The sequence below is a fragment of the Neobacillus niacini genome (genome assembly GCF_019749295.1).
GTDB lineage: Bacteria > Bacillota > Bacilli > Bacillales > Cytobacillaceae > Neobacillus > Neobacillus niacini_D.
The window spans coordinates 167,636-191,167 of record NZ_JACWFG010000002.1 but is presented as its reverse complement, the minus strand read 5'-3'; the positions used below and the strand labels follow the sequence as shown (position 1 = coordinate 191,167).

Genomic DNA, 23,532 nt, shown 5'->3' with positions numbered 1-23,532 from the left:
AAAATGAAAAAGGCATTGATTACAGGTGTAACTGGTCAAGACGGTTCATACCTAGCAGAACTATTATTAGAAAAGGGTTACGAAGTACACGGTGTAATTCGTCGCAGTTCTTCTTATAACCAAGAGCGTTTGGAAGACCTTCTTACAGAAGAAGAAGCAAAAGCTTTATTAAATAATACTAACTTCCATCTTCATTATGGTGATGTTACAGATGCATTAAACGTTACTCGTATTATTGGTGAAATTCAGCCTGATGAGATATACAATTTAGCAGCACAATCACATGTACGTGTATCATTCGACATGCCTGGATATACATTAGATGTAGACGCAAAAGGTACACTAAATATTCTTGAAGCTGTGCGAATTCTTGGTTTAACCGAAAAAACCAGAGTATACCAAGCTTCGACATCAGAACTTTATGGAAAAGTTCAAGAAGTTCCACAAAAAGAAACAACACCTTTTTATCCTCGTTCTCCATATGGTGTTGCGAAAATTTATGGATTCTGGATTACTAAGAACTATCGGGAATCTTATAATATGTTTGCAGTTAATGGGATATTATTCAACCATGAATCAGAACGTCGTGGAGAAACATTTGTAACTCGAAAAATTACTCTAGCAGCAGCACGAATTGCTCAAGGAAAACAGGAGAAATTATCACTGGGTAACTTAGATTCTTTACGTGACTGGGGCTACGCAAAAGATTATGTTGAATGTATGTGGTTAATCCTTCAACATGAAAAGCCAGAGGACTTCGTCATTGCTACAGGTGAAATGCATACCGTTCGTGAATTTGTTGAATTAGCATTCAAACATGTTGGCATTGAAATTGAATGGACTGGTATTGGAGTTGATGAAAAAGGTATTAATAAGTCAACTGACGAGATTATTGTTGATGTAGACCCTAAATTCTTTCGTCCCGCAGAAGTTGACCAATTACTAGGTGACCCAACTAAATCAAAGACATTATTAGGCTGGAATCCTACTAAAACATCTTTTGAAGAATTAGTAAGGATAATGGTGACTCATGATTTAGAGAAAGTCTCAAAAGAAGATCGTATAAAAAAAATGTTTGATTAAGCAAAAAAACAGAAGTGAAATTGATTTATATTTCATTTCTGTTTTTTTCATTAATATATGTAAATTCCTAATATGATATAAAACTATTAGATTATTAAAAAGGGGGGAGCAACACAGGATGAACAAAGGTGAAGAAACAGTTCATAAAGAATTTACACGCCAGGTAGATAAGAGTAAGATCCCTAACTGCAAGATCCTTGGTGTTAATATTGCTGCTATTAATATGGGATGGCTTTTAAAATACTTGAAAACAAATGTGAATAGTAAATCTGGCAACCGTTTAGCTGGTGATTATATCTGCGTTTCTAACGTTCATACTACTGTTACTTCTTTTGAGGATGCAGACTACTGCAAAATTCAAAATAGTGGCCTGATGGCAATTCCGGATGGCGGACCTTTGTCTACAGTTGGTAGAAGACGGGGGCATTTGAATATGAGTAGAACTACAGGCCCAAATCTAATGGGTGAGTTGTTTGAAGTTTCTGTAGAGAATGATTATAGACATTATTTTTATGGGTCTACAGAAGAAACATTAAAAAAATTGTACGGAGAATTGGAAAAGAAATATCCAGGTATTAAAGTAATCGGAATGTATAGTCCCCCTTTCAGACCGCTGACTGTTGAAGAAGATGCGGAAATAGTAAAACGAATAAATGAGACTAAACCCGATTTTGTATGGGTAGGACTTGGTGCTCCAAAGCAAGAAAAATGGATGTTCGACCATCAAGGAATGATAAATGCATTAATGATTGGTGTGGGTGCTGGTTTTGATTACTTTGCAGGAAATATCTATAGAGCACCTGAATGGATGCAAAAGAGTAATTTGGAATGGTTTTATCGATTGGTGCAGGACCCACGTAGGCTGTTTAAGCGATATTGGAATACGAATATTAAGTTTATATGGCATTCGATGATAAGGGGAAAATAAAAATGGAGAAGAAAAAGAAAATTCTTATAGTTCACAACTATTATCAAATTCCAGGTGGAGAAGATACTGTTGTCGCTAATGAGAAAAAGTTGTTAGAGGAACATGGCCATCAAGTTGTTTTATATAGTCGAAACAATAATGAACTAAAAGGGATGGCTAAATTACAAAAGCTATGTATCCCGTTTTCTACAGTGTTTTCAATTAGAACATACCGTGAGGTCAAAAATATTATTATTAAGGAAAAAATTGATGTGGTTCATGTTCACAATACGCTTAATCTCATTAGTCCTTCGGTGTATTATGCAGCATTTAGCAAAAATAAACCAGTTATTCAGACGATACACAATTTCAGGTTATTATGTCCAGCAGCTACATTCTATCGTGAAGGTCGTATATGTGAGGATTGTGTTGACAAAGGTCTAAAATGTGCTGTTTCCAATAAATGTTATAGAGGTAGTAGGTTACAAACACTTGGTTGTGTATTTACATTAAAACTTCATCGGCTTTTAGGAACGTATAAAAAACTTAATTATATATGTCTAACAGAGTTCAACAAAGAGAAATTGCTAATGCTAAATAAAGGAAAAAAACAGCTAATTGATCCAAACAAGGTTTTTGTTAAGCCGAATTTCAAATAAGTAATGAGGTTATAGTAAATGAATTGTAAAGAAATTACCATACTTACAACCACATATAATAGAGGTTATATAATTGAAAACCTATATAGAAGTTTGTGTAGACAGAACAATAGGAATTTTTCATGGCTTATAGTGGATGATGGATCTAGCGATAATACAAAAATGCTCGTTCAGGGTTTTATTAAAGAAAATAAAATTAAAATTAAATATGTTTACCAAAATAATGGTGGAAAAATGAGAGCACACAATAAAGGGGTAGACATGATTGAGACACCTCTATTTATGTGTGTTGATTCAGATGATTATCTTTCAGATAATGCAGTTGATATAATAATTCGAAATTGGGACAAAGCATTAGATAGTAAGGCATGGGGGATGGTCGCATATAAGGAAGTATTGGGGGGAATGTACCTACCTAGTAATAATTTCCCTGAGGAAAATTGTTACTCAAATTTAACAAAATTATATGAAAGTGGTTTTGGAGCGGATACTTCTTTGGTAATACGTACTGATGTTATGAAGGAGAATCCATTTCTGGTATTCAATGATGAAAAGGTTATCCCAGAGGGTGTAGTTTATGATTTATTAGATACTAAATACAAATTATGGGTTTGTCCTGAAATCTTAATAATCTGCGAATATCAGGAAGACGGATATACTAAAAATTTATTTAGTATCATGGAGAAAAATCCTAAAGGGTTTATGCTTTACTATTACAATAGATTTATTTATTCTAAGGGGTTTGTCAAAAAATTTAGGTCAGCAGTTAATGTGGTATGCTTTTATTGCTTTACAAGAAAAAGGCTATACAAGCTTCCTCTACTTTATACTATATTGGCTTATCCGCTAGGGTTCATTCGTTACCTGTCACGTAAAGTAAGGCTAAAATAAAAACTTATTAGTTTGGGAGAAGCAGAAATGAGAAAGTATATAATGATATGCATTGGGCTACTAAAACTTTTTAATAAAATGATTATTAATTTAGGAAGATTGAAGACTAATGGTATTAAATACTTCATTGGTAAAAACGTCAAGTTTTGGATTCATTCTGGTGGAAATTGCGATATCGGTATTAAGACATGGTTTTCTGATTTTTGTTCCTTTGAAGCAAATGGTGGAAACATAAGGCTAGGATATAATAATTTTTTTAATACGAATTGTAGGGTAATTGCGATGAATGATATATCTATAGGGGATAATAATCTCTTTGGGCCTAATGTGGTTATTGTTGATCACAAACATGAGTACAGTAACCCTAATGATTTAATTTGTAAGCAAGGAATGTCATCGGCATCTGTAAAGATTGGCTCTGATATTTGGGTTTGTGCCAATGTGGTAATTACTAAGGGAGTAACGATAGGTAACCGCATTGTAGTTGCTGCAAATTCGGTGGTAAGTAACGATTTATTAGAGCCAGGTGTATATGCGGGCTCTCCTGCAAAGATGGTGAAGAAGTTATAGTATTTGGAGGCAATATGATATATCAAGAAAAAATAAAAATAAGTACATTAATTGCTATAGGTTTGATATTCTCTTTATTTTTAACATGCTTTTATATGAGAATCGCTTTCATGGGTTCTTTAGCGAATATAAATTACTTGTTTTTCCTTAGCTTACTGTTAATGGTTTTTAGAGGGAAAAAAATCTGGTTAAACGGTAAGGAATTGTTCTTGCTATTAATAATGATTTTGCATGCTGCAATTATAAATACTTTGAATGATGTTTCTACTAAACAAATTATATACAGTACTATGATGTATTTTTTGCCATTAATAGTAGTGATAAGTGAAATAAATCCAGACTCTGTTTTGGCAAAAAATTTGCTTAATAAGTTACTAAAGTATTTTAATTTTTTTGTTTATATTATATTTGGAATATATGTAATTGATACTTTAACCAACTTCGCTATTATGAAACTCTTAACAAGTACAGTGATTCCTGGAATTTCAGACTGGGTTCCTAATTCTGCAAGAATTTTTTCATATAGGTACGCTTCGTTTATGGGACACTATCTTATGAATGCTCTAATTTATAATATGTTTTATTTACTAAATATGTGTTATAGCAGGACACATGAAAAGCCAATTGTTAACCCTAGAATTTCAATGGCCATTTGTATGATTGGGGTATTAAGTACAGGAAGTAAGACTGGAATATTTATTATGCTGATTAGTATGTTTTGGTTTAACTCGAAGGGAAAGAATAGAATAAGAAACCTTATATTGCTAATAGTATGCACTCTATTACTATATTATATTGGTTTATTTGATTTAGTGTTTTCTAGATTAAGTAATGAATCTTTGACCACTGGTAGAAATGAAGTTTGGAACATGATTTTTGCACAGAATGAGTTAAAATTAAGAATTTTTACTGGATATGGCGAGTCTATTGATGCTATTTTAACAACTATGGTTGGCAGCGTGAATACAGCAATTGCAAAGGAGTATCCTTTTTTAATTTTGTTATACAAATTTGGATTTATTAATGTTATCGGTATGTTGTATTTTATAGTAGTTAAACCATGCATGAAGGCTATTAAAAATGGGAATAGCTTTATTGCATTTAGTATTATTATGATATTTATAGAAATAAATATGTTTAATGGGTATTTGGTAGTCACAGATGTTGTATTATTGTATTTACTGTTTATTATGACTTTGAAATTAATGGATAATAAAAAAATAGAATCGAATTAAGATGCTATATCTCCCAATATGAAAGGAAAATTAGTATGGATCTTGTAAGTGTTGTTATACCAACTTATGCTAGAAATGATATGTTAAAAAGGGCAATAGATAGTGTTTTAAATCAAACGTATTCTAATATCGAAATATTGGTTATTGATGATAATAGCAACGGAAGTGATCACCGTAGAGAGACAGAAATAATGATGTCGCAATATGAGTTAAACAATAAAGTGAGGTATATTAAGAATCCTGAAAATATGGGAGGTGCCCGGGCACGTAATGTTGGCATTAAGCATGCTGGAGGTAAGTTTGTTGCCTTTTTAGATGATGATGATGAGTACTTTCCGGAAAACATTCAAGAAAAATTATCAGTTTTTAAAAAAAGTAAGAATTCCAAATTAGCTCTAGTGTATGGCTATACGGAAACAGTCACAGATAGTGGAAAGCGTATTATTGTTAAGCATAATTTTAGTGGTAACTGTCTATATGAACAACTAGTTCACAATTGCATTGCGGCAACAAGTCAATGGATGTGTAGGAAAGATGTTCTTCTAGAAGTGGGGATGTTTCAGGATGTTCCGTGTAAACAAGATTCGATATTGATGTTAAATATTTTAAAAAACGATTTTGAAATAGATTGTGTTTCTAAAGTACTAACACGTTACTACGACTATGAGGGACTAAGGATTAGTAATAAAGGAAAAACAATATTGGGAGAAATTAATTACAGAAATTTAGGTAGAGAAGTTTATGGGAAATTTTCAACAAATCAAATACGTGAAATTGAATATAGTTTTGCAAATAGGTTGATGATTTTGTATTTGAAGAAAAAAGAATATAAAAGTGCAGCAAAGGAATTAGTAATGATGTGCAAAATTCATCTGTTAAAAACTATAAAAGTTGTCGTTAATACATTTATTAATTTAATCGTAGGCAAAATAAGCAAAAAATCATTTGTTAGGAGGGGGTAATAGCGAATTGCTTCTTTCATAAAAGACTCCACTAACATAATTAAAAGCAAAGAGAAATGGGTTAGTTATCTCGATAAAAATAGTTAAGAATTTGATTTAATAGTTTACTTGTAGTGCGTAATCCTTTTAAAAAGGATATAACAATATAGGAAGGTCAAAAGTATAATATGCAGAAAGTAATAACAATTGGCAAGTTATATGAAAGAAATAAGCTTAATGGACCAGGTAATGTCATATATCATTTAGAAAAATCGTTCTCAAGATTAAATGTAGATTTTGAGTGTATTCTTAAAAATGAATCTACTTCCTTTGTTAGGCTAATTCAAGATATTGTTACAAAGGTTTTGTTTAAGAAAGATTTAGTCGTAAATGTTCATACAGATGGGTTTATAATGGTATTGATTGTCTATTTGGTAAGCTTATTTAACAGAACAAACACTTATTACCTTACTGTTCATGGAATATATAAAATAGATTCCACTATCTCAGGTATTAGTAAAAGTCGTTATTTAATGTTAGAAAAGTTTTTATATAAAAAGTTTAATAATATAATTTGTGTTTCTTATAAACTTGCTAATGATATAAATTCTATTTACGGCAGAAGTAAAAATGTATACGTTATAAACAATGGAGTTCAGGCTAATCCTTTAGATGCTACAAAAGAGAATATTATAGATTCTGACAAGGTCAAATTAATTTTTGTTGGCGGTATAAAGAGAGGGAAAGGGATTCTTGAAACGATCAAGGCAGTAAAGTATATAATTGATAATTCTGATCTTAATATACATTTAGATATATATGGTTCTGTGGAAAACGAAAAAATTATGGAAGAATATAAACGATATTTAACCTATAATAAACTTGAAAATCATGTGACATATCACGGATTAATAGAGGATAAGAAAAAGTTATTTAGTTACTATGCACAGTCAACTTTACAGTTATGTCTAAGTTTATACGATACATTTAATGTTGCGGTTCTAGAATCTATGGCTGTTGGTTGCCCGTGTATTGTTTCTGATTGCTGTGGAGCAAAGGATATTATTAGAGATGGCGAAAACGGTTATATAGTATCTTTAGATAAAGGGACAGGCACAACAATTTTAGATATTTTGCAGGAAGTTTTACATGATAAAAACAAATTACAACAGTTAAGTAAGTATTCTATAACTACTGCAAAGAATAACACTTGGGATATGGTAGCGAAAAAGTACTATAACTTGTTTAATGAAAATTATGATGGGTAAAAAATGGTGGCAACCGAAGCCGGAGAGGTATATAAGTAATATGGTTTCATGTTTTGATTATAGTAAGTTAATATTTTGTGACTTCTCGAGAATGTGTTTTGTTGTTCTTGATTAATCACCTACTAATACTGAATTAACAGTTGAGATAACTCCCAAGCCTTTTTGTTCTATAAGACCGATAATAATTGGTGAGAATATGTTTATCGAAATAAGAAGTCATCTTCCTGGAACTACAATAAGAACAAATTGTTTTGTGGGATCAGTGTTGCCCGGCGGAAAGAAGAAGATAATTCTTTCGTAGCTGGGAAAGCTGCAATGAAGGTGGAATATGTAAGAGAACTAATTTCTAAAATATTTATATAGAAAAAATAGAAGGTGTATTTGTTATTTTGGATTAGTTTCGAAATAAAAGATAAAAAAGAAATAATTTGAGTAATATATAGAATCAATCCAAATGCAATTGTCCTCTGAAATATTTTAGTTGGAATAGAATGAGTATTCTTACTCAACTACCTGTTTTAGAAAAAGGGGTGATAAAATATGAATCGAAGGACAAATTATATAAATATAGAGAATAGGAAAAAACAGATAATCTTTGCAGGTCGCATAGATAATACTAAGGGAATAGATAAATTATTATATGCTTGGAAAAAATATTGTACTTTCCACAATCAAACCATAAAACTTATAATTTGCGGAACTGGACCTGAGGAGCAGTGGTGCAAAGACTTTATTGTTTCCAATAACCTTGAATCTAATGCGAAAATGATGGGTTTTATTGAAAATAAGAAAGTAGTCCAAATTATTTCTGAATCAATGGCTCTAATATTGCCAACTCAATGGTATGAAGGCTTTCCAATGACTATTGTTGAAGCATTCGGATATGGCACGCCAGTTCTAGGAAGCAATATTGGTAACGTGGGTAATCTAGTGATTGATGGGGTAACTGGTTATAAATTTGAACATAGTTCTTCAGATTCCATGGTTGAGGCAGTTAATAGATTGGTGGAAGCAACTGAATATGAATTGGATTTGTTCCGAAGTACCTTCGAATATTTCCAAAGACACTTTACTGCTGAAATGAACATAAAAATATTAAGTAGTATATATGAACAGGTCATGAAGTAAAAATTGTGCTCCCGGTAATATCTAGATACCCTTTCACAGAGCTTTTCTTTCTTAAACTTTACTTGTTATGACAACGCATCAAGAAAGGCAATATTGAACCATTGATGCATAAGGAAAAAATGAATATTTTGATAAATTATCATTCTGAGGTCGGCACATCGTGGCAGGTCTCAGTTTTTAAATTAATTAAAATATGAAGATTCCCACTTAAAAATTTTGGAACTTTATGTGTTAGCATAAATTTTAATTGGGAAAGTCTTAATTTGAATATAGTAGATTGGACAATACCTTCCATCATACAATGATATTATGAAGTCCTAGTGCAAAACAATAATATTAGGGAGTATAGCATGAAACGCAATATAATAGAACTATCTAAAAAGCCGTTTATACGCAATGTATTAATAATGGCAACTGGAACTGCTGCAGCTCAAGCTGTGTCAATGGCATTATCCCCAATTATCACTCGTTTGTATGGACCCGAAGCATTTGGTCTTTTGGGTGCATTCACAGCAGTTATTGGAATAATTTCACCAATAGCTGCACTAACATATCCCATTGCTGTAGTATTACCCAAGAGTGATAATGACGCAAAGGGATTAATTCGTCTTTCAATATATATTTCAGCATGTTTTGCAATGATAGTCGCCATTACCTTAATTGTATTGAAACAACCAATTGTTAGAATGTTTAATATAGAAAGCATTGCTCCATTTTTATATTTATTACCATTAGTAACTTTTTTCTCTGCCCTTGAAGAAGTTACAGAGTATTGGCTTATTCGAACAAAGCAATTTAGAATAACTGCTAAAGTGACAATTCTACAATCTTTTATTATTAATGGAAGTAAAGTCGGACTAGGGTTTTTCCACCCTTTGGCAGCAGGACTTATTATTTTAACAGTTATTGGCCAATTTCTTAGAGTTTCAATGATGATATTATTTGCAAAGGGTTCAAATATTAAGCAAGAGTTAGAAGGTGATAATGCTGAGTCATTATCTATTAAGGAACTCGCTAAAAAACATAAAGACTTTCCTTTATTTAGAGCCCCACAGGTATTTTTAAATGCAGTTTCTCAAGGATTACCCATTTTGATGTTAACAAGTTTTTTTGGTCCTGCGTCTGCTGGGTTTTATTCTTTAGGTAGGACTGTGCTAAGTATTCCATCACAACTCATTGGTAAATCCGTAGGGGATGTATTTTATCCTCGAATTTCAGAAGCTGCCAATAAAGGGGAAGATCTTACTCTGTTAATTAAAAGGGCTACCCTTTCTCTTGGGGCTATTGGGATTATACCTTATGGAATTGTGATTATTTTTGGTCCGTGGTTATTTGGCTTTGTGTTCGGTTCAGATTGGATCAAAGCAGGGGAATATGCTAGATGGATAGCACTTTGGGTATTTTTTATGTTTATTAACCAGCCGAGTGTTAAGGCATTACCTGTTTTGTCTGCACAATCGTTTCATTTAAAGTTCACATTCATCACTTTAATCACACGTATAGCCCTCCTTGCTTTAGGATATTATGTTTTTTTAAGTGACATTATTGCTATCGCATTATTCGGGGTATCTGGTGCAATACTTAATATTATTTTAATTCTGTTTACTCTCCAAAAAAGTAAGAAGCTACATCAATGACGGAGGAATAAAGATGGCTACAATATTTGTCTGTGGTGATATTGTAAATTACGAAAAAAATGATGGGTTGGTTTGTTCAGATTCATTGGCTGAGATAATTGCTAACGCTGACTACTCGATTTGTAATTTTGAAGCACCAATTGAAGGGTTCGGAAATCCTATTTCAAAATCAGGTCCACATCACTTTCAGAGGAAATCTACAATAAAAGGTTTATATAAACAAGGATTCGACTTACTTTGTATGGCTAATAATCATATTATGGACTTTGGTAGTAAGGGACTAATTGCTACAATGGAAGAATCAAAATATATAGGTTTGGATTCCTTGGGAGTAGGAGTGGATTTCAACGAAGCTTATAAACCTTTAGTTAAAAGAATTAATGGAATAGATGTCGGATTAATAAACGCAAGTGAGGCTCAATTTGGGGTTTTAGATTATTTTGCAGATAAAAATCAACCTGGATATGCATGGATTAATCACAGTGTAATTGATAATAAAATAATAGAGTTAAAAAAAGAATGTGATTTTGTAATTGTACTATCTCATGCAGGGTTAGAAAATTATAATGTACCACAAAAGGAATGGCGCCACAGGTATAAACATCTTTGTGATTTAGGTGCAGATATAGTGGTTGGTTCACATCCTCATGTTCCACAGGGATATGAACAATATAATAATTCATTTATTTTTTATAGTCTTGGAAACTTTTATTTTGATTCAAAAAATTATATTAATAAAGAAGATAACTCATATTCGGTCCTTTTCCATTTAGAGAAAAATAAACAAGTCAAATTCGAGCCGATATTTCATCATAAACAGGATGGATATGTTCAACTCTCTCCAATCGAGAAACAGATTGATTTAAAACAACTAAATACTAATTTAGGCCCTGTATACGATAAACTTCATGATTCAATGTCACTTGAAGCGTATAATAGGCAAATAAAACTTCCCCTCTTTTATTCACTATTACCAATACCCTATGATGGGAGTATGAAATCTTTTATTAAAAATATAGTTAAAGCACTCCTTGGAAGGGAAAGAAAGGACCATAAAGAGTTACAAACATTGCATTTTCTAAGGAATGAGGCATATTACTATGCTGCAAGACATGCATTAGAATTAATTACAAAGGGAAAACAAGGACGGCGGTAAAAAATGAGCGATTTCATTTATTCTAAAAAAAAAATAGAAAAAGGGAAGTTAACAATAGAATTACAAAGTATATATCGTGAAGAGAAACCTATAGTGCAAGAATTTCATGGAGATTGGGGATCATTAGCTGTAAGTAATAGTCCTTACAATGGATTTAATCCATTTGAGATAGATGAACATATTTGTGTTGTATTAGGTGGACCTTTATTAGATTATCAGGAAAATCAGTTTTTAAATTTGACATCAGGTTCTAGTGGTACGGAAGCAATATTTAACCGATATATTAAGGGGATAATTAAATGGGATGAAGACCTTAGTGGTCCCTTTGCAATAATATTAGTAAACAAAAATACTTCTGAGGTAGAATGTATAACTGATCTTATGTCATTTATACCAATCTACACATATTCTGATTCCAATAACATTATCCTTTCGTCACATGTTGATGTTGTAGCAAGAATATCTGGACAAAAACAGAATATTGACATTGTTTCAGCAGTAGATTTTATTTTACATGGCATAGTTACTTATCCATATACTTCATACAATCAAATAAGACAGATAGCACCAGCATCCACCCATATTATTAAAGCCAATGAAATAAAGATATTGACTAAAAATTATTGGCTTCCCAAAGAAAAATATAAGTATAACAATATTGATCAGGCAGCAAATGATTTAAGGAATAGTTTGCAAAAATATGTGGATAGCATTGCTGGTAATATGTATAACATTGCACAGTTTATTAGTGGCGGAGAAGATTCACGTACTCTTTCAGGACTATTACCAAAACAATGTAATCAAGATGCATTTATATTCCTTGACCATATGAATCGTGAAGGTAAAGTAGCTGAAAAAGCTGCGAACTCATACGGAGCAAAATTTAAAATAGGAACAAGGAGCAAATTACATTATTTAGAGATACTCTCTTCTTGTGTTAATTTAGTAGGGGCGGGTTCGCAGTATATTCATGCACATACTTTTGGATTTCATAAAAGCTGTAAGTTAAATGAATATTCAGCTGTATTTGGTGGATTATTTTCGGATGCACTCTTAAAGGGAGCACGCATTAAAAAGTTATCTAGTTTAGATAGATTTCCATTCCTACCACAAATAAAGAGACTTAATTATTCTTCAGCTACTCCATTAAAAAATGATTATTTTCAAACTGAGGTTCTAGAGGAATTAACAAAGAGGAGACAGGCGCATCTGAAATATGTCAAGAGTATTCGAAAAGAGTCAGCAGAAGAATGGTTTGAATTATGGCCTAGCTCAATGAATGTGAATATACCTAATATTCACGTTAACAGAAGATTATTTAGGAGTTATGAACCGTTTATGTCCAAAGATGTTGTAAAAATGAGTGCTACTGTGCCACAAGATTGGAAACTTAATCGAAAGCTATTCCAAAAAGCTGCAAAACCATTGCTAAAACCAACAAAGTGGTTGCTTCATGGTGATGGTCGGTTACCATACTTTTCTTGGTATATTAATATCTTTATTCAATTTGTTATTTGGTTCTTCCGAACAATCGGTTCTAAAATAGGTCTGATTAAGGGGAATCAAGGACCTTGGGGAGAATGGAAAGTTGTTATGAATAGCACAGAATGGAAACATGCTATTGATAATTATAGAGACGGAATAAATCTAATATCCAGTGCTTTAAAAGAGAGAGATGTAAAGGAATTGTTTGAAGGAAATAAATTAAATCAGAATCAAAAAATAAACTTGTTACAGACTTTGTATATTAATCAAAATATACTGAAATAAAACGCTGTATTTTGTCCGCTTGGATTATGGAACTAGCTCCATAAAATATATTTGCAAAATATTTTGTAGTAATTATAAGGATGAGGCTACTATGGTAAATTTGAAGAAATTATTCAACATCGCTTACAAACATTCTGCTTTATTCGTTTTGTATAAAACAAAACCGGGGAAATATGTACAAGCGTATGATAACTATTTAAGGAAATTAGGAGTAAATATTGTTGGTAAATCAAGTTGGATAGATTTTACAGTATGGTTTGATTATCTTTACAACTTAATTCATATTGGAGACGGCGTAGTAATTTCACGAGAGGTAGTTCTATTAACTCATGACTATTCAATTAATAACGCCGTTTATGGGTTAGGCAAACAAATGAAACGTGGATACGAGATACGTAGACAAATTAAAATTGGTAATAATGTTTTTATTGGTATAAGAAGTGTTATCTGTCCGGGTACCATTATTGGTGATAATTCAATTATAGGTGCCGGTAGTGTTGTGCGTGGCGAAGTAGAACCTTTTAGTATCATGGCTGGTAATCCTGCTGTGAAAATTGGTGATACAAGAGAATGGGCTACAAATAAGTTAAATAAAATAAAAGAATTACAAGAAAGCGTCATTACGTAATATTAAAAAAGACACTCATTTTGGGTGTCCTTCAATTTCTAAAAATCTGACTTATAACAAGATTATGAACAATGGTTTCTATCCCCTTGGACAATTAAGCGCACCTTTGAGAGGTTAATAAATGAGTGTATTTTTATATTTCAAAAGTCAATATATCAAGGTTTTATGCATAGCTAATCTCTGTGCCTGTAACCGTTATTCATGATGATAGTGATACATTTAATTTTAGTCATTAATTAGCTCCACTTGAAGGAACATATTGGGTTTATTAGGAATGGCTGAAATATAGTATTATTATTGTTATAGTTATTGTGTTTAAGTGCTTATCAAGTATCAAAGTACATTAAAAAAGAAATTTTAATATAGTGAAGGTGTGTGAAAGATGAAAATTGCTGTTGCTGGAACTGGATATGTTGGCTTAGTTACCGGAGTTTGTCTGGCGGACCATAAGCATTCTGTTACTTGTGTAGATATAGATGATAAAAAAGTAGCTTTAATGAAGGCTGGGATCTCCCCTATCTATGAACCAGGACTTGAAGAATTAATTGCTAAAAATATAGAAAGATTGAATTTTACAACTGAGTATAAAGAAGCGTATAAAGATGCAGATGTTATTTTCATTGGTGTAGGTACTCCAGAAAAGCAGGATGGTTCGGCTAATTTAAGTTATGTTTATGGTGTAGCCGAACAAATTGCTGAAAGTATTGAGAAAGATTGTGTCGTAGTTGTTAAATCAACAGTACCAATAGGTACAAATGATAAGATTAAAGATATGATTAAATCTAGGTTGGTACATGATGTAAATGTATATGTAGCTTCTAATCCTGAGTTTTTGTCACAAGGTACTGCTGTTAGGGATACACTACATGCCTCAAGAATTGTCATAGGAGTCGAAGAACCATATGCAGGAGAAGTTTTAAAAGAAGTTTACAAGGATTTTGGCGCACCGATTGTGATTACAAATAGGAAAAGTGCCGAGATGATCAAGTATGCTTCCAATGACTTTCTTGCCTTAAAAATATCATTTATTAATGAAATAGCAAACCTTTGTGAAATAATTGGAGCTGACATAGAGGATGTTGCTCATGGAATGGGTTACGATAGTAGGATAGGTAATCGATTTCTAAATGCTGGTATAGGCTACGGTGGATCTTGTTTCCCTAAAGATACAAAAGCGCTTCACTGGCTAGCAAACTTCCATGATAATGAGTTAAAAACTATTAAAGCAGCTATTGATGTGAATGAAAATCAAAAGCTTAAATTGATAAAAAAATCCCGTAAGTATTTTGATAGTTTCAAAGGTCTCAATGTTGCAGTCCTTGGATTAACTTTCAAACCTGGCACTGACGACTTAAGGGAAGCACCTACACTCGTGAATATCCCAATTATGCTTGAGGATGGCGCTAATATAAAAGCATGGGATCCTGTAGGTGTAGATAACTTTAAGAAAATCTATCCCGATGAAATTACTTACTGCAATTCGATTGAAGATACAATTAAGGATGCAGATGTGTGCTTTATCTTTACTGAATGGGATGAAATCAAAGAATTTGACTTAACAAAATACAATAAACTAATGAGAAAACCAATAATTCTTGATGGAAGAAACTGTTATGAACTTGTAAGTGTTAAAAAGGCAAACCTGACTTATGATTCCATTGGTAGAGAAACTGTAAATAATTTTGAATACTCTCTTGTATAGTATAGTAGCAAATTGAAGTATTATAAATCGAATCAGGTCCAAGTGGCCTGGTTTTTTAATGGAGGGATATTATGAAGCTTGTATTATTATCTGGAGGATCGGGTAAGCGACTATGGCCTTTATCAAATGATACAAGATCAAAACAATTTTTAAAGGTGTTAGAGAGTAATAATGAAGAAAAGCAATCAATGGTTCAGCGTGTATGGGGACAGTTGGAAACAGTTGGACTTGCTGAATCCTCTGTCATTGCAACTTCTAAAATGCAAAGGGATATGATTCATAGACAATTAGGAATGAATATACCTTTAATTATTGAGCCTGAACGTCGCGATACTTTCCCAGCTATTGCATTAGCAGCTTCTTATCTGTATTCTATTCAAAATGTATCAGAAGATGAAGTAGTTGTTGTACTGCCAGTTGACCCGTATGTTGAGGATAGCTTTTTTGAAAAAGTAAAAGAAATTGAGAGTGTTTTACTAGATTCTAAAGCAGATTTAGCATTGGTCGGCGTGAACCCAACTTATCCATCTGCTAAATATGGCTACATTGTTCCAAAGGATCCTGTAACAGGAGATTCATATTTTTCAGTGAACCATTTCACTGAGAAACCGAGTGAAGAAAAGGCACAAACTCTTATTGATATGAATGCTCTTTGGAACTGTGGGGTATTTGCATTTAAATTAAAGTACTTACTAGATATTTTGCTAGAAAAAAGTTTGCCTCTTCATTATGATAAACTTTCACTGCAGTATAAAAATCTTCCTAAGATTAGTTTTGATTATGAAGTAGTTGAGAAAGCAAATCATATTATGGCACTTCCATATGATGGTTATTGGAAGGATCTTGGAACTTGGAATACGTTGACAGAGGAAATGGCAACTTCTCAAATTGGAAAAGGTATTTTAAGTGATGATTCGCAAAATACTCATTTGATAAATGAACTTGATATTCCTGTAACTGTCATTGGTGTAAAGGATATTGTTGTTGCAGCGAGTCCAGATGGCATCTTAGTTGCAGATAAAGCTTCGAGCCCTAGAATTAAGGAATTGATTAGCGGATTTGAACAGCCTCCAATGTATGAAGAGCGAATTTGGGGCTGGTCTCGTGTACTTGATTATGCTAAATATGATGACGGAAATGAAATGGTAACGAAACGAATTTGCATCCATGAAGGAAAGAATTCGAGCTATCATTATCACAATTTACGTGATGAAGTTTGGACGATTGTTCGTGGAGAAGGCGAATTGGCCTTGGATGACTATATCACTCGAGTAAAAGCAGGGGATATCGTTCACCTACCTGCAGGAAAGAAACATGGTATTAAAGCATTTTCTGAGTTGGAATTTATAGAAGTTCAAACAGGTATCGGTATTAGTGATGAAGACTTTACCCGCTTGTATTTTGAATGGGATGATGTCATTAACCACTTCCAAAAATCAAAAGCAAAAGTGATTCTATAATATTTTAGGGGAGAGGGCTTAGGTCCTTTCCCCACTTTTTTTATTGAGGTGAAAATAGTGAAAAACATTGCCTATTATATATCCAATTATGGATATGGACATGCTTCTAGAAGTATTGCGGTTATTAGGAAACTTCTCGAAGAGCCTGAAGTAAAAGTAATAGTCTGCCATTCCTTTGCTCTTTCGTTTATTAAGGAATCTCTAGAATCAAGCCTTGTAAGTTATAGAAATATCAAGACAGATATAGGCTACTTACTGGAAAAGAATTCAATCCATCCTGATAAAATTCTATTATTCAAGGAGTATAAAAGCTTTGTAGCAGATTGGGAAAGTTATAAGGAACAAGAAAGAGAGTTCTTATTGGGTAATAATATTGATTTGGTTATATCGGACATATCACCATTGCCATTTGAAGCTGCTGAAAGTTTAGGTATATCTTCTGTAGGCCTATCAAACTTTACTTGGTATACTGCCTATCAGGGGTTAATTGATGATAAGGAGTTAATCACGTTTAAAGAAGCCTATAAAAAAATGACCTACTACTATTCCTTATCGGGAAGTCAGGAACAGTGGGACATAGAATCATATGAATATGGCTTCTTTTCTAGAACTGTAGATTTAGAAGAGGTTAAAAGAATTAGGAACTCTATTGATCCAGTTGGTAGACAGCAAATTGTGTTTTTAGGATTAGGTATGAAGATAGATGTAGGAACACTCGATCAATTACCTATTTGGGATAGTCCAAACTGTGTGTTTATTGTATCTTCTAATGTAGAGGTAGACCGGCCCAATGTATTTCAAATTCCAAGTGATTATTTGGAATCACAGAACTATATTGCTGCTTCAGATTTAGTTATTTCAAAAGCGGGATGGGGAATGATTGGAGAGGCTTTAAGCGCTAATATTCCACTTCTAATTCTTAATAGATCGTCCATGAGGGAAGATCAAAATACTATCAAATATTTAAAACAACATCAGCTGTGTGAAACGATAGAGTGGGATGATTTTGAAAAGTATCAAGTTGATCCACTCATATTTGGAAAATTAAAAACGCCTGAGCATAATAGGAATCATACAAATGAAGCCGGGAAGATTGCTAAGGATTTATTAAAGATAATAGGAATCTACTAATAGTATTTTTAGGGAGGGAAGCGTATGGGGAAGAGGAAATGGTGGTTAGTTGCAGCGATCGTTTGGATGATATCCATTTTCATTGTTACACAGCTGCCATACTTCACTGGCCAGAATACTGCAAAAGTAATTCAAAAGGCAGTTGTGACTGATACTATGTCTATCGAATATACAAGTCCTGACCCTGTCGATATAAAAGAGCTAAACCTCATTGTAAGAAAGGCTACACATTTCATTGTTTTTGGGATTCTCGCATTCTTGCTCTTTAAAGCATTCGAATCCTACCGATTTTCATATATCCTTGCGTGGATGCTAACTGTTCTCTATGCCTTATTGGATGAATGGCACCAGTCCTTTATGCCGGGGAGAGTAGCTACATATAGGGATGTCTTATTTGATTCTTTTGGAGCTTTTGTTGCGTTAGCCGTATTGTATATGATTAGGAAAAATCGTGTAAATCTATCCAAATAACCATTACATATTGTTAACAAGTAATTTTGCACAATACCATTGGTTATGACATTTTCCTTTTTTAAACTCGACTCAAACAGATTTCAAAGTCAGCACTGCCTATTTTAAAATAAATGATGTAATTATAAAAATGTCTTTGATAGTAATTCGAAAGTTATTGGGAAGATTGAGAAATAACAGACCTAGTGAGGAGTATTAATGGACTTAATTAAACAAATAATTGAAATTACTAAAAAGGGAATAAATGGGCCAGAAGAAATAATAATGCTCATAGTAGCCTCGGTAATCTTCATTTATTCTCTTTTTATAAAATTTCACAAAATTATATCATTAAACGAATTTGATCGGTTATTCTTACCAAAGAATGAGAGAAGTATACAGCAAGTAATAGTTAAAATCACCGAATATATTACTTTTTCATTACTTTATTTAGTTTCGGGATTAGCCTTATCTATTATCGTTTCATTATTACATAATATTTTTGGTATATGGATTTTTATTTTAACATCGGCAATTTTTATACTCTCCTTAATACCCATCATGCTTAGAGTGGCTACTATAGAACTGTTTGGGAGAGAAAGGGCAGAAGGTTTTAATTGGTTTATTAGATTCCATGAGAAAAAAGTGGTTAAGCACTCATTTAACATTAATTATTATGCTACATTTCCGTTTTACGCATCTCTCTTTTATTATTTTCTATACGAGAATGTAAAGTTGATTGGAATAGGAGTACTCATTCTCTTTTCCTTTCCTATGCTGATATTATATCTTTATAGATCCTATCGGAATAAAAGTATTCATGGATATATTTGTGAGATTATAAGCGAAGAGGATTTTAATAGAGGTAAGGTAGTGATTCATTACGCTCTAGACAAAGATAGAATAATATTTCGTAAACCAAATGATAATGAACAAAAAGAAATATTCTTGTACGATCGATCATCTGATAAACACTTTAAATTTACAAAAGAAAATTCTCAATAAAGGGATTAACTTTAAATTGTACATCACAACTTTCTAGTTGGTTGGTAAGTAATAGGCTTTTTGTATGACTATCATGATGAAGAAAAGTAACTTATATTCCTTATATTAGAAAGCAGGTTCCAGATTTGAGTAAGTAAAGCTTTTCCAATTGATAATCCCTAATAAAAATAATAAGACGCATCAATTAAAGTTGTAGTATGTAAGAAAGTAGGGGTCATTTTCATCAGACTTGTAAACATTGTTTTCAATGACGATAACAAGGAGAGGTGGAGTAAAAATGACCCGATTAAAGTTTCGCCTAGAACTAGTAACATGTATTTTGCTTTTCTATAAAGATCAAATTCTAGGGACATACAAGAGCTTTAAGTGCATGTAAGTGTTTTTACTTGCGTATATTGGCAAAATGTCATCTGGTTTTATCCTACAACTAGATTATGATTAACAGTTCATGCTAAATATGATTGAACATTCTTACAGATTCATTGATTTGGAATGTTATGAATAGCTTGAATAGCAGCCTTTGTTGCTTCATGGTCATCTCGACCGATGCCTATTTGGAAATCTTCAAATATATGTTGGACTTTCCCTGGCCTTTTATTGGCAAACGCTTGGATGGTACCATCTGTATAATGAAAAACCTCTACGTAGTAAATTTGACCTTCGTTTTCGAACTTCCTCCAAATATTCACTTTAACAATTTCACTATTCTTTTTATCCATCTGCCAACCCTCATTTAAGTAAGATTAATTTTAGCTAGAACATTACTTTCGGATTATCTCATTTTCAATTTCAGTATTAAATTCCCCGAACCTCATCTCAAATGCTTTTGCAAGATTATCGAGAGTGGTGCTAGATGGTGATTTCAAATTATGCTCAAGTTCATAGATGTATTTACGTGTTAAATAAGATTCTAAAGCAAGATCCTCAACCGTCCATCCTTTTTCTTTTCTTAATCTTCTTAATCCAATTCCTATATAAACTTTGGTCTCTTTCAAAAGGGATTCTCCTTTTTAAGACCATTACATACTGACTAGCAAAAACCATCCACGTACTGTAGTACGCGAAAAGCTGTTTAAAGGAAATAAATATTAAAAAGAGCATAAAAGGACACAAAGGGTCAAAATAAGTGCCAGTTACTAAATGGTTTTTGTTTTAGAATGGTGACCTTTCATAAGGAAAGCCATCTTTTAACAATCCGAGTTACTAGAAAGATTCAGAACGACACCAGGCGTTACTTCTAATGTTCAGTTGTTTAATCAAAATCGTGGAGTTAGGAGCTTTTATCGTATTCCTTTAGAATAATGTTTTTTTAATAGTATGGGTATAATTACTATTTATTCCCGTGCCTGTCACTCCTCGAGTTTTGTCGAAGATTGGTATTAAAAATGTTGCTGCTAAGGTCTGTATTATCATGGAAGTTTTCCAGTTGTAAACGATAAACTAGAATAAACAGTTTTCCACAAATAAGGGTAAACAGATTTCAACAGATAAGATTCAACAGTTTACCTTAATTGACCCACTTTCTATATACTTAAAGCAGTCTATGGAAAGTGAGGAATAAACAGGAGTGGAAAGATTGATGATTTACAACGAGGTTCATAGTCTTCGCAGCGAGGGTTTTACAAATAGCGCGATAGCAAGGAAATTAAAGATTTCTAGGAATAGAGTAATAGAATACGCAAAGATGTCGCCAGAAGAGTTTTATTCGTTTGCTATCTCATTACAAAGCAGAAGTAAAAAGCTAGATCCCTTTCGGGATGAAATCATTGGGTGGTTAAAAGAACATCCTGATTTATCAGGAGCTCAAGTATTGGACTGGTTGGGGGAGAAATTAGACGTTAGTTCTGTTACAGAAGGAACTGTGAGGAATTATGTGAATGAGATACGTGAAGCTTATCATATTCCAAAAATAGTATCAGGTAGAAATTATAGTACAGTACCCGATCTCCCAATGGCTCAACAGTTACAAGTAGATTTTGGTCAAATAAAGGTCCCTACAACGAGTGGAATATTTAAACGGCTCTACTTTATTGGATTCGTTTTGGCCCATTCTAGATACAAATATGTAGAATGGCTAGACCGACCGTTTCGAGCATCAGATCTTATTAGGATGCATGAAAATGCTTTTCGGTTTTATGGGGGAATGTCCAGTGAAATCGTCTACGACCAAGATCGTTTACTGGCTGTAAGTGAAAATGCTGGAGACCTTATCATGACAGTAGAATTCACTAAATATCAACAAACCAGAAAGTTTAAGGTCTACCTTTGCAGAAAATTTGATCCAGAGTCCAAGGGGAAAATAGAGCAGGTAGTAAAATACGTGAAGAATAATTTTGCGAAGAACTGTACTTTCGATAATCTACTAGATTGGCAGGAATCTAGTATGAGTTGGTTAAAAAGAACAGGAAATTATAAAGTACATCATAATACAAAAAAGAGACCAGTCGAGGTGTTCGCCCTGGAAAAGCCACACCTACAACCGATCTCCGGTACTTACATTTTTGAAGATATCTTCGATTCTAGTATAACAAGAACTATTAACAAAGACAATGTTATCCGATTTGATGGGAATAGGTACAGCGTACCTCGCGGTACTTACCGAAAAGGAGCCCCCAATATTGCTTATGTCGAGACAGATAATGATTATCTATACATACGCCTGCAGCAAACTGGGCAGCCACTAGCTAAACATAAAATTGCACAAGGCAGTGGTGCTGTCATCTCAGACCCATCTCATCGCGAACGTGAACAATCTAAACGTGACCTATTAATACAGCAAATCAAAGGAATGTTATACGATAAAGAAGCTGCAAATTGGCTTATTGAAACTCTCTCTAATCAATATCCACGCCATCTGATAGATCAACTTAAAGTGGTACAAGCTGTCATTCTAAAATATCCGGCTTTTATCGACGAGGCACTTAAAGAAATGAGACGTTTACGGTTAACTAGTGCAAATGATCTTCGGGATATTGCCATTTCATTAGAAATACAAGGCCGAAAGAAACATAAAGAAACTGTAACTCTAAATGAGAAATACAAGACTCTAGTTGCCCCCGAACGAAGAGAGGATATTTATTTAAGTGTTCTTCAGGGAGGTACAAACCGATGAGCCAACCTTACGAATTACTGCAGGAAAAATGTAGAACTTTACGCTTGGCTGAAACAGCCAAGGAGTTACCCTCTCTTCTAAGGGAAGCAGAAGCAAAGGGATGGACATATCATGAGTTCATGCATGAGTTCCTTAGTCATGAAATGCGTTGTAGAGAAAGGAAAAACAGTGAAAGACTAATGAAGTGGGCAGAGTTTCCAGAAGCTTTAACATTTGAGAACTTTCGTCTTGAAGAACAGACAGCAATTGGAGAAAAACAACTGAATATATTAAAACAACTATCATGGGTGGATGAGTATTTTACCTTAATTATGATGGGACCAACGGGAGTCGGCAAAACTCATTTATCTACTGCCCTAGGTATTCACGCTATAGAGCGTGGATACCAGGTTTCTTTTATATCAATGGATCGTTTAATTTATGTATTGAAATCAAGAGAGTATATCAGTAAATCTAAGACGAGATACAACCGTATTATCAAATCAGACCTGATTATCATCGATGATGTCATGTATATGGCATATGAACCACAGGATGCCCATTTATTCTTCCAGTTCATATATGAGATGTATGACAAAGCTGCATTCATCCTTACATCTAATAAAGGTCCTGGTGAATGGGGAAAGTTCCTTGGCGATACGACACTTACGACAGCGATTCTAGACCGTCTTCTACATCGAAGTGAAATTTTGACTTTCAGCGAAGAACAAGACAGCATCAGAATGAAATACAGAAAAGCATTATTTGATAATCAAGGTGTTGAATCTTAATTGATGAAAACTGTTTAATCTTATTTACT

The 23,532-nt window shown here is 33.2% G+C and carries 22 protein-coding genes; 20 read left to right on the top strand and 2 right to left on the bottom strand.

The window, feature by feature from the left end; translation table 11 throughout:
* Positions 1–3 precede the first annotated feature (3 nt).
* The 18 genes from gmd (at position 4) to H0184_RS04495 (ending at position 19,621) form a co-directional block, all read left to right on the top strand.
* Positions 4–1,083, top strand: a complete 1,080-nt coding sequence (gmd, locus tag H0184_RS04580; protein WP_221821918.1) for a GDP-mannose 4,6-dehydratase — start codon at positions 4–6, stop codon at positions 1,081–1,083.
* 118 nt (positions 1,084–1,201) lie between these two features.
* Entirely contained in the window at positions 1,202–2,011 is an 810-nt protein-coding gene (locus H0184_RS04575) for a WecB/TagA/CpsF family glycosyltransferase (protein WP_221821909.1), read from the top strand.
* 2 nt (positions 2,012–2,013) lie between these two features.
* Positions 2,014–2,649, top strand: a complete 636-nt coding sequence (locus tag H0184_RS04570) for a glycosyltransferase (RefSeq protein ID WP_221821907.1) — start codon at positions 2,014–2,016, stop codon at positions 2,647–2,649.
* Positions 2,650–2,667: 18 nt separating this feature from the next.
* Positions 2,668–3,540 carry a glycosyltransferase family A protein gene (locus H0184_RS04565; RefSeq protein WP_221821905.1) on the top strand — a complete coding sequence of 291 codons (873 nt, stop codon included), beginning with the start codon at positions 2,668–2,670 and terminating at the stop codon, positions 3,538–3,540.
* Between the two features lie 27 nt (positions 3,541–3,567).
* Positions 3,568–4,110 carry an acyltransferase gene (locus H0184_RS04560; protein ID WP_221821903.1) on the top strand — a complete coding sequence of 181 codons (543 nt, stop codon included), beginning with the start codon at positions 3,568–3,570 and terminating at the stop codon, positions 4,108–4,110.
* Between the two features lie 14 nt (positions 4,111–4,124).
* Complete coding sequence (locus H0184_RS04555; RefSeq protein ID WP_221821895.1) at positions 4,125–5,345, top strand: hypothetical protein; 1,221 nt, start codon at positions 4,125–4,127, stop codon at positions 5,343–5,345.
* A gap of 35 nt (positions 5,346–5,380) precedes the next feature.
* Positions 5,381–6,307, top strand: coding sequence for a glycosyltransferase family 2 protein (locus tag H0184_RS04550; protein ID WP_221821892.1), 927 nt, complete (start codon positions 5,381–5,383; stop codon positions 6,305–6,307).
* Positions 6,308–6,474: 167 nt separating this feature from the next.
* The gene (locus H0184_RS04545) at positions 6,475–7,554 is read left to right on the top strand and encodes a glycosyltransferase family 4 protein (protein ID WP_221821890.1); all 1,080 of its coding nucleotides are present in this window, start codon (positions 6,475–6,477) and stop codon (positions 7,552–7,554) included.
* 540 nt (positions 7,555–8,094) lie between these two features.
* A complete protein-coding gene (locus H0184_RS04540) occupies positions 8,095–8,682 on the top strand; it encodes a glycosyltransferase (protein WP_221821887.1) in 588 nt (195 codons plus the stop codon).
* A 350-nt stretch (positions 8,683–9,032) separates the two neighbouring features.
* Entirely contained in the window at positions 9,033–10,319 is a 1,287-nt protein-coding gene (locus H0184_RS04535; RefSeq protein ID WP_221821885.1) for a lipopolysaccharide biosynthesis protein, read from the top strand.
* A 13-nt stretch (positions 10,320–10,332) separates the two neighbouring features.
* Positions 10,333–11,475: a CapA family protein gene (locus tag H0184_RS04530; protein ID WP_221821882.1), complete on the top strand. Its 1,143-nt coding sequence runs from the start codon at positions 10,333–10,335 to the stop codon at positions 11,473–11,475.
* 3 nt (positions 11,476–11,478) lie between these two features.
* Positions 11,479–13,245 (top strand): asparagine synthetase B family protein, encoded by a 1,767-nt coding sequence (locus tag H0184_RS04525; RefSeq protein WP_221821872.1) that lies wholly within the window; start codon positions 11,479–11,481, stop codon positions 13,243–13,245.
* A 91-nt stretch (positions 13,246–13,336) separates the two neighbouring features.
* Positions 13,337–13,873: an acyltransferase gene (locus tag H0184_RS04520; RefSeq protein WP_221821869.1), complete on the top strand. Its 537-nt coding sequence runs from the start codon at positions 13,337–13,339 to the stop codon at positions 13,871–13,873.
* A 382-nt stretch (positions 13,874–14,255) separates the two neighbouring features.
* Positions 14,256–15,575: a UDP-glucose dehydrogenase family protein gene (locus tag H0184_RS04515; protein WP_221821859.1), complete on the top strand. Its 1,320-nt coding sequence runs from the start codon at positions 14,256–14,258 to the stop codon at positions 15,573–15,575.
* A 71-nt stretch (positions 15,576–15,646) separates the two neighbouring features.
* On the top strand, positions 15,647–17,035 hold the full coding sequence (locus tag H0184_RS04510; RefSeq protein WP_221821857.1) for a sugar phosphate nucleotidyltransferase: 1,389 nt from the start codon (positions 15,647–15,649) through the stop codon (positions 17,033–17,035).
* A gap of 57 nt (positions 17,036–17,092) precedes the next feature.
* Positions 17,093–18,166, top strand: a complete 1,074-nt coding sequence (locus H0184_RS27960) for a glycosyltransferase (protein WP_221821855.1) — start codon at positions 17,093–17,095, stop codon at positions 18,164–18,166.
* Between the two features lie 24 nt (positions 18,167–18,190).
* Positions 18,191–18,637, top strand: coding sequence for a VanZ family protein (locus H0184_RS04500; protein ID WP_221821853.1), 447 nt, complete (start codon positions 18,191–18,193; stop codon positions 18,635–18,637).
* Positions 18,638–18,835: 198 nt separating this feature from the next.
* Positions 18,836–19,621 carry a hypothetical protein gene (locus H0184_RS04495; protein ID WP_221821851.1) on the top strand — a complete coding sequence of 262 codons (786 nt, stop codon included), beginning with the start codon at positions 18,836–18,838 and terminating at the stop codon, positions 19,619–19,621.
* Between the two features lie 479 nt (positions 19,622–20,100).
* Here the strand turns inward: H0184_RS04495 and H0184_RS04490 are convergent, their stop codons facing one another.
* Together H0184_RS04490 and H0184_RS04485 are read right to left on the bottom strand one after the other, a co-directional pair.
* Complete coding sequence (locus tag H0184_RS04490; protein ID WP_221821849.1) at positions 20,101–20,340, bottom strand: hypothetical protein; 240 nt, start codon at positions 20,338–20,340, stop codon at positions 20,101–20,103.
* 42 nt (positions 20,341–20,382) lie between these two features.
* A complete protein-coding gene (locus H0184_RS04485) occupies positions 20,383–20,616 on the bottom strand; it encodes a helix-turn-helix domain-containing protein (RefSeq protein ID WP_221821841.1) in 234 nt (77 codons plus the stop codon).
* A 584-nt stretch (positions 20,617–21,200) separates the two neighbouring features.
* Here H0184_RS04485 and istA point away from each other — a divergent pair.
* Both istA and istB read left to right on the top strand, forming a co-directional pair.
* Complete coding sequence (gene istA, locus H0184_RS04480; protein WP_221822443.1) at positions 21,201–22,733, top strand: IS21 family transposase; 1,533 nt, start codon at positions 21,201–21,203, stop codon at positions 22,731–22,733.
* Positions 22,730–23,503, top strand: coding sequence for an IS21-like element helper ATPase IstB (istB, locus tag H0184_RS04475; RefSeq protein WP_221821839.1), 774 nt, complete (start codon positions 22,730–22,732; stop codon positions 23,501–23,503). Before istA ends, istB begins: the two co-directional genes overlap by 4 nt.
* The last annotated feature ends 29 nt before the right edge of the window (positions 23,504–23,532 follow it).

Bases quoted from the DNA above. Each gene is read 5' to 3' on its own strand.
- gmd (WP_221821918.1), top strand. From the start codon at position 4: ATGAAAAAGGCATTGATTACAGGTGTAACTGGTCAAGACGGTTCATAC.
- H0184_RS04575 (WP_221821909.1), top strand. From the start codon at position 1,202: ATGAACAAAGGTGAAGAAACAGTTCATAAAGAATTTACACGCCAGGTA.
- H0184_RS04570 (WP_221821907.1), top strand. From the start codon at position 2,014: ATGGAGAAGAAAAAGAAAATTCTTATAGTTCACAACTATTATCAAATT.
- H0184_RS04565 (WP_221821905.1), top strand. From the start codon at position 2,668: ATGAATTGTAAAGAAATTACCATACTTACAACCACATATAATAGAGGT.
- H0184_RS04560 (WP_221821903.1), top strand. From the start codon at position 3,568: ATGAGAAAGTATATAATGATATGCATTGGGCTACTAAAACTTTTTAAT.
- H0184_RS04555 (WP_221821895.1), top strand. From the start codon at position 4,125: ATGATATATCAAGAAAAAATAAAAATAAGTACATTAATTGCTATAGGT.
- H0184_RS04550 (WP_221821892.1), top strand. From the start codon at position 5,381: ATGGATCTTGTAAGTGTTGTTATACCAACTTATGCTAGAAATGATATG.
- H0184_RS04545 (WP_221821890.1), top strand. From the start codon at position 6,475: ATGCAGAAAGTAATAACAATTGGCAAGTTATATGAAAGAAATAAGCTT.
- H0184_RS04540 (WP_221821887.1), top strand. From the start codon at position 8,095: ATGAATCGAAGGACAAATTATATAAATATAGAGAATAGGAAAAAACAG.
- H0184_RS04535 (WP_221821885.1), top strand. From the start codon at position 9,033: ATGAAACGCAATATAATAGAACTATCTAAAAAGCCGTTTATACGCAAT.
- H0184_RS04530 (WP_221821882.1), top strand. From the start codon at position 10,333: ATGGCTACAATATTTGTCTGTGGTGATATTGTAAATTACGAAAAAAAT.
- H0184_RS04525 (WP_221821872.1), top strand. From the start codon at position 11,479: ATGAGCGATTTCATTTATTCTAAAAAAAAAATAGAAAAAGGGAAGTTA.
- H0184_RS04520 (WP_221821869.1), top strand. From the start codon at position 13,337: ATGGTAAATTTGAAGAAATTATTCAACATCGCTTACAAACATTCTGCT.
- H0184_RS04515 (WP_221821859.1), top strand. From the start codon at position 14,256: ATGAAAATTGCTGTTGCTGGAACTGGATATGTTGGCTTAGTTACCGGA.
- H0184_RS04510 (WP_221821857.1), top strand. From the start codon at position 15,647: ATGAAGCTTGTATTATTATCTGGAGGATCGGGTAAGCGACTATGGCCT.
- H0184_RS04500 (WP_221821853.1), top strand. From the start codon at position 18,191: ATGGGGAAGAGGAAATGGTGGTTAGTTGCAGCGATCGTTTGGATGATA.
- H0184_RS04495 (WP_221821851.1), top strand. From the start codon at position 18,836: ATGGACTTAATTAAACAAATAATTGAAATTACTAAAAAGGGAATAAAT.
- H0184_RS04490 (WP_221821849.1), bottom strand. From the start codon at position 20,340: ATGGATAAAAAGAATAGTGAAATTGTTAAAGTGAATATTTGGAGGAAG.
- istA (WP_221822443.1), top strand. From the start codon at position 21,201: ATGATTTACAACGAGGTTCATAGTCTTCGCAGCGAGGGTTTTACAAAT.
- istB (WP_221821839.1), top strand. From the start codon at position 22,730: ATGAGCCAACCTTACGAATTACTGCAGGAAAAATGTAGAACTTTACGC.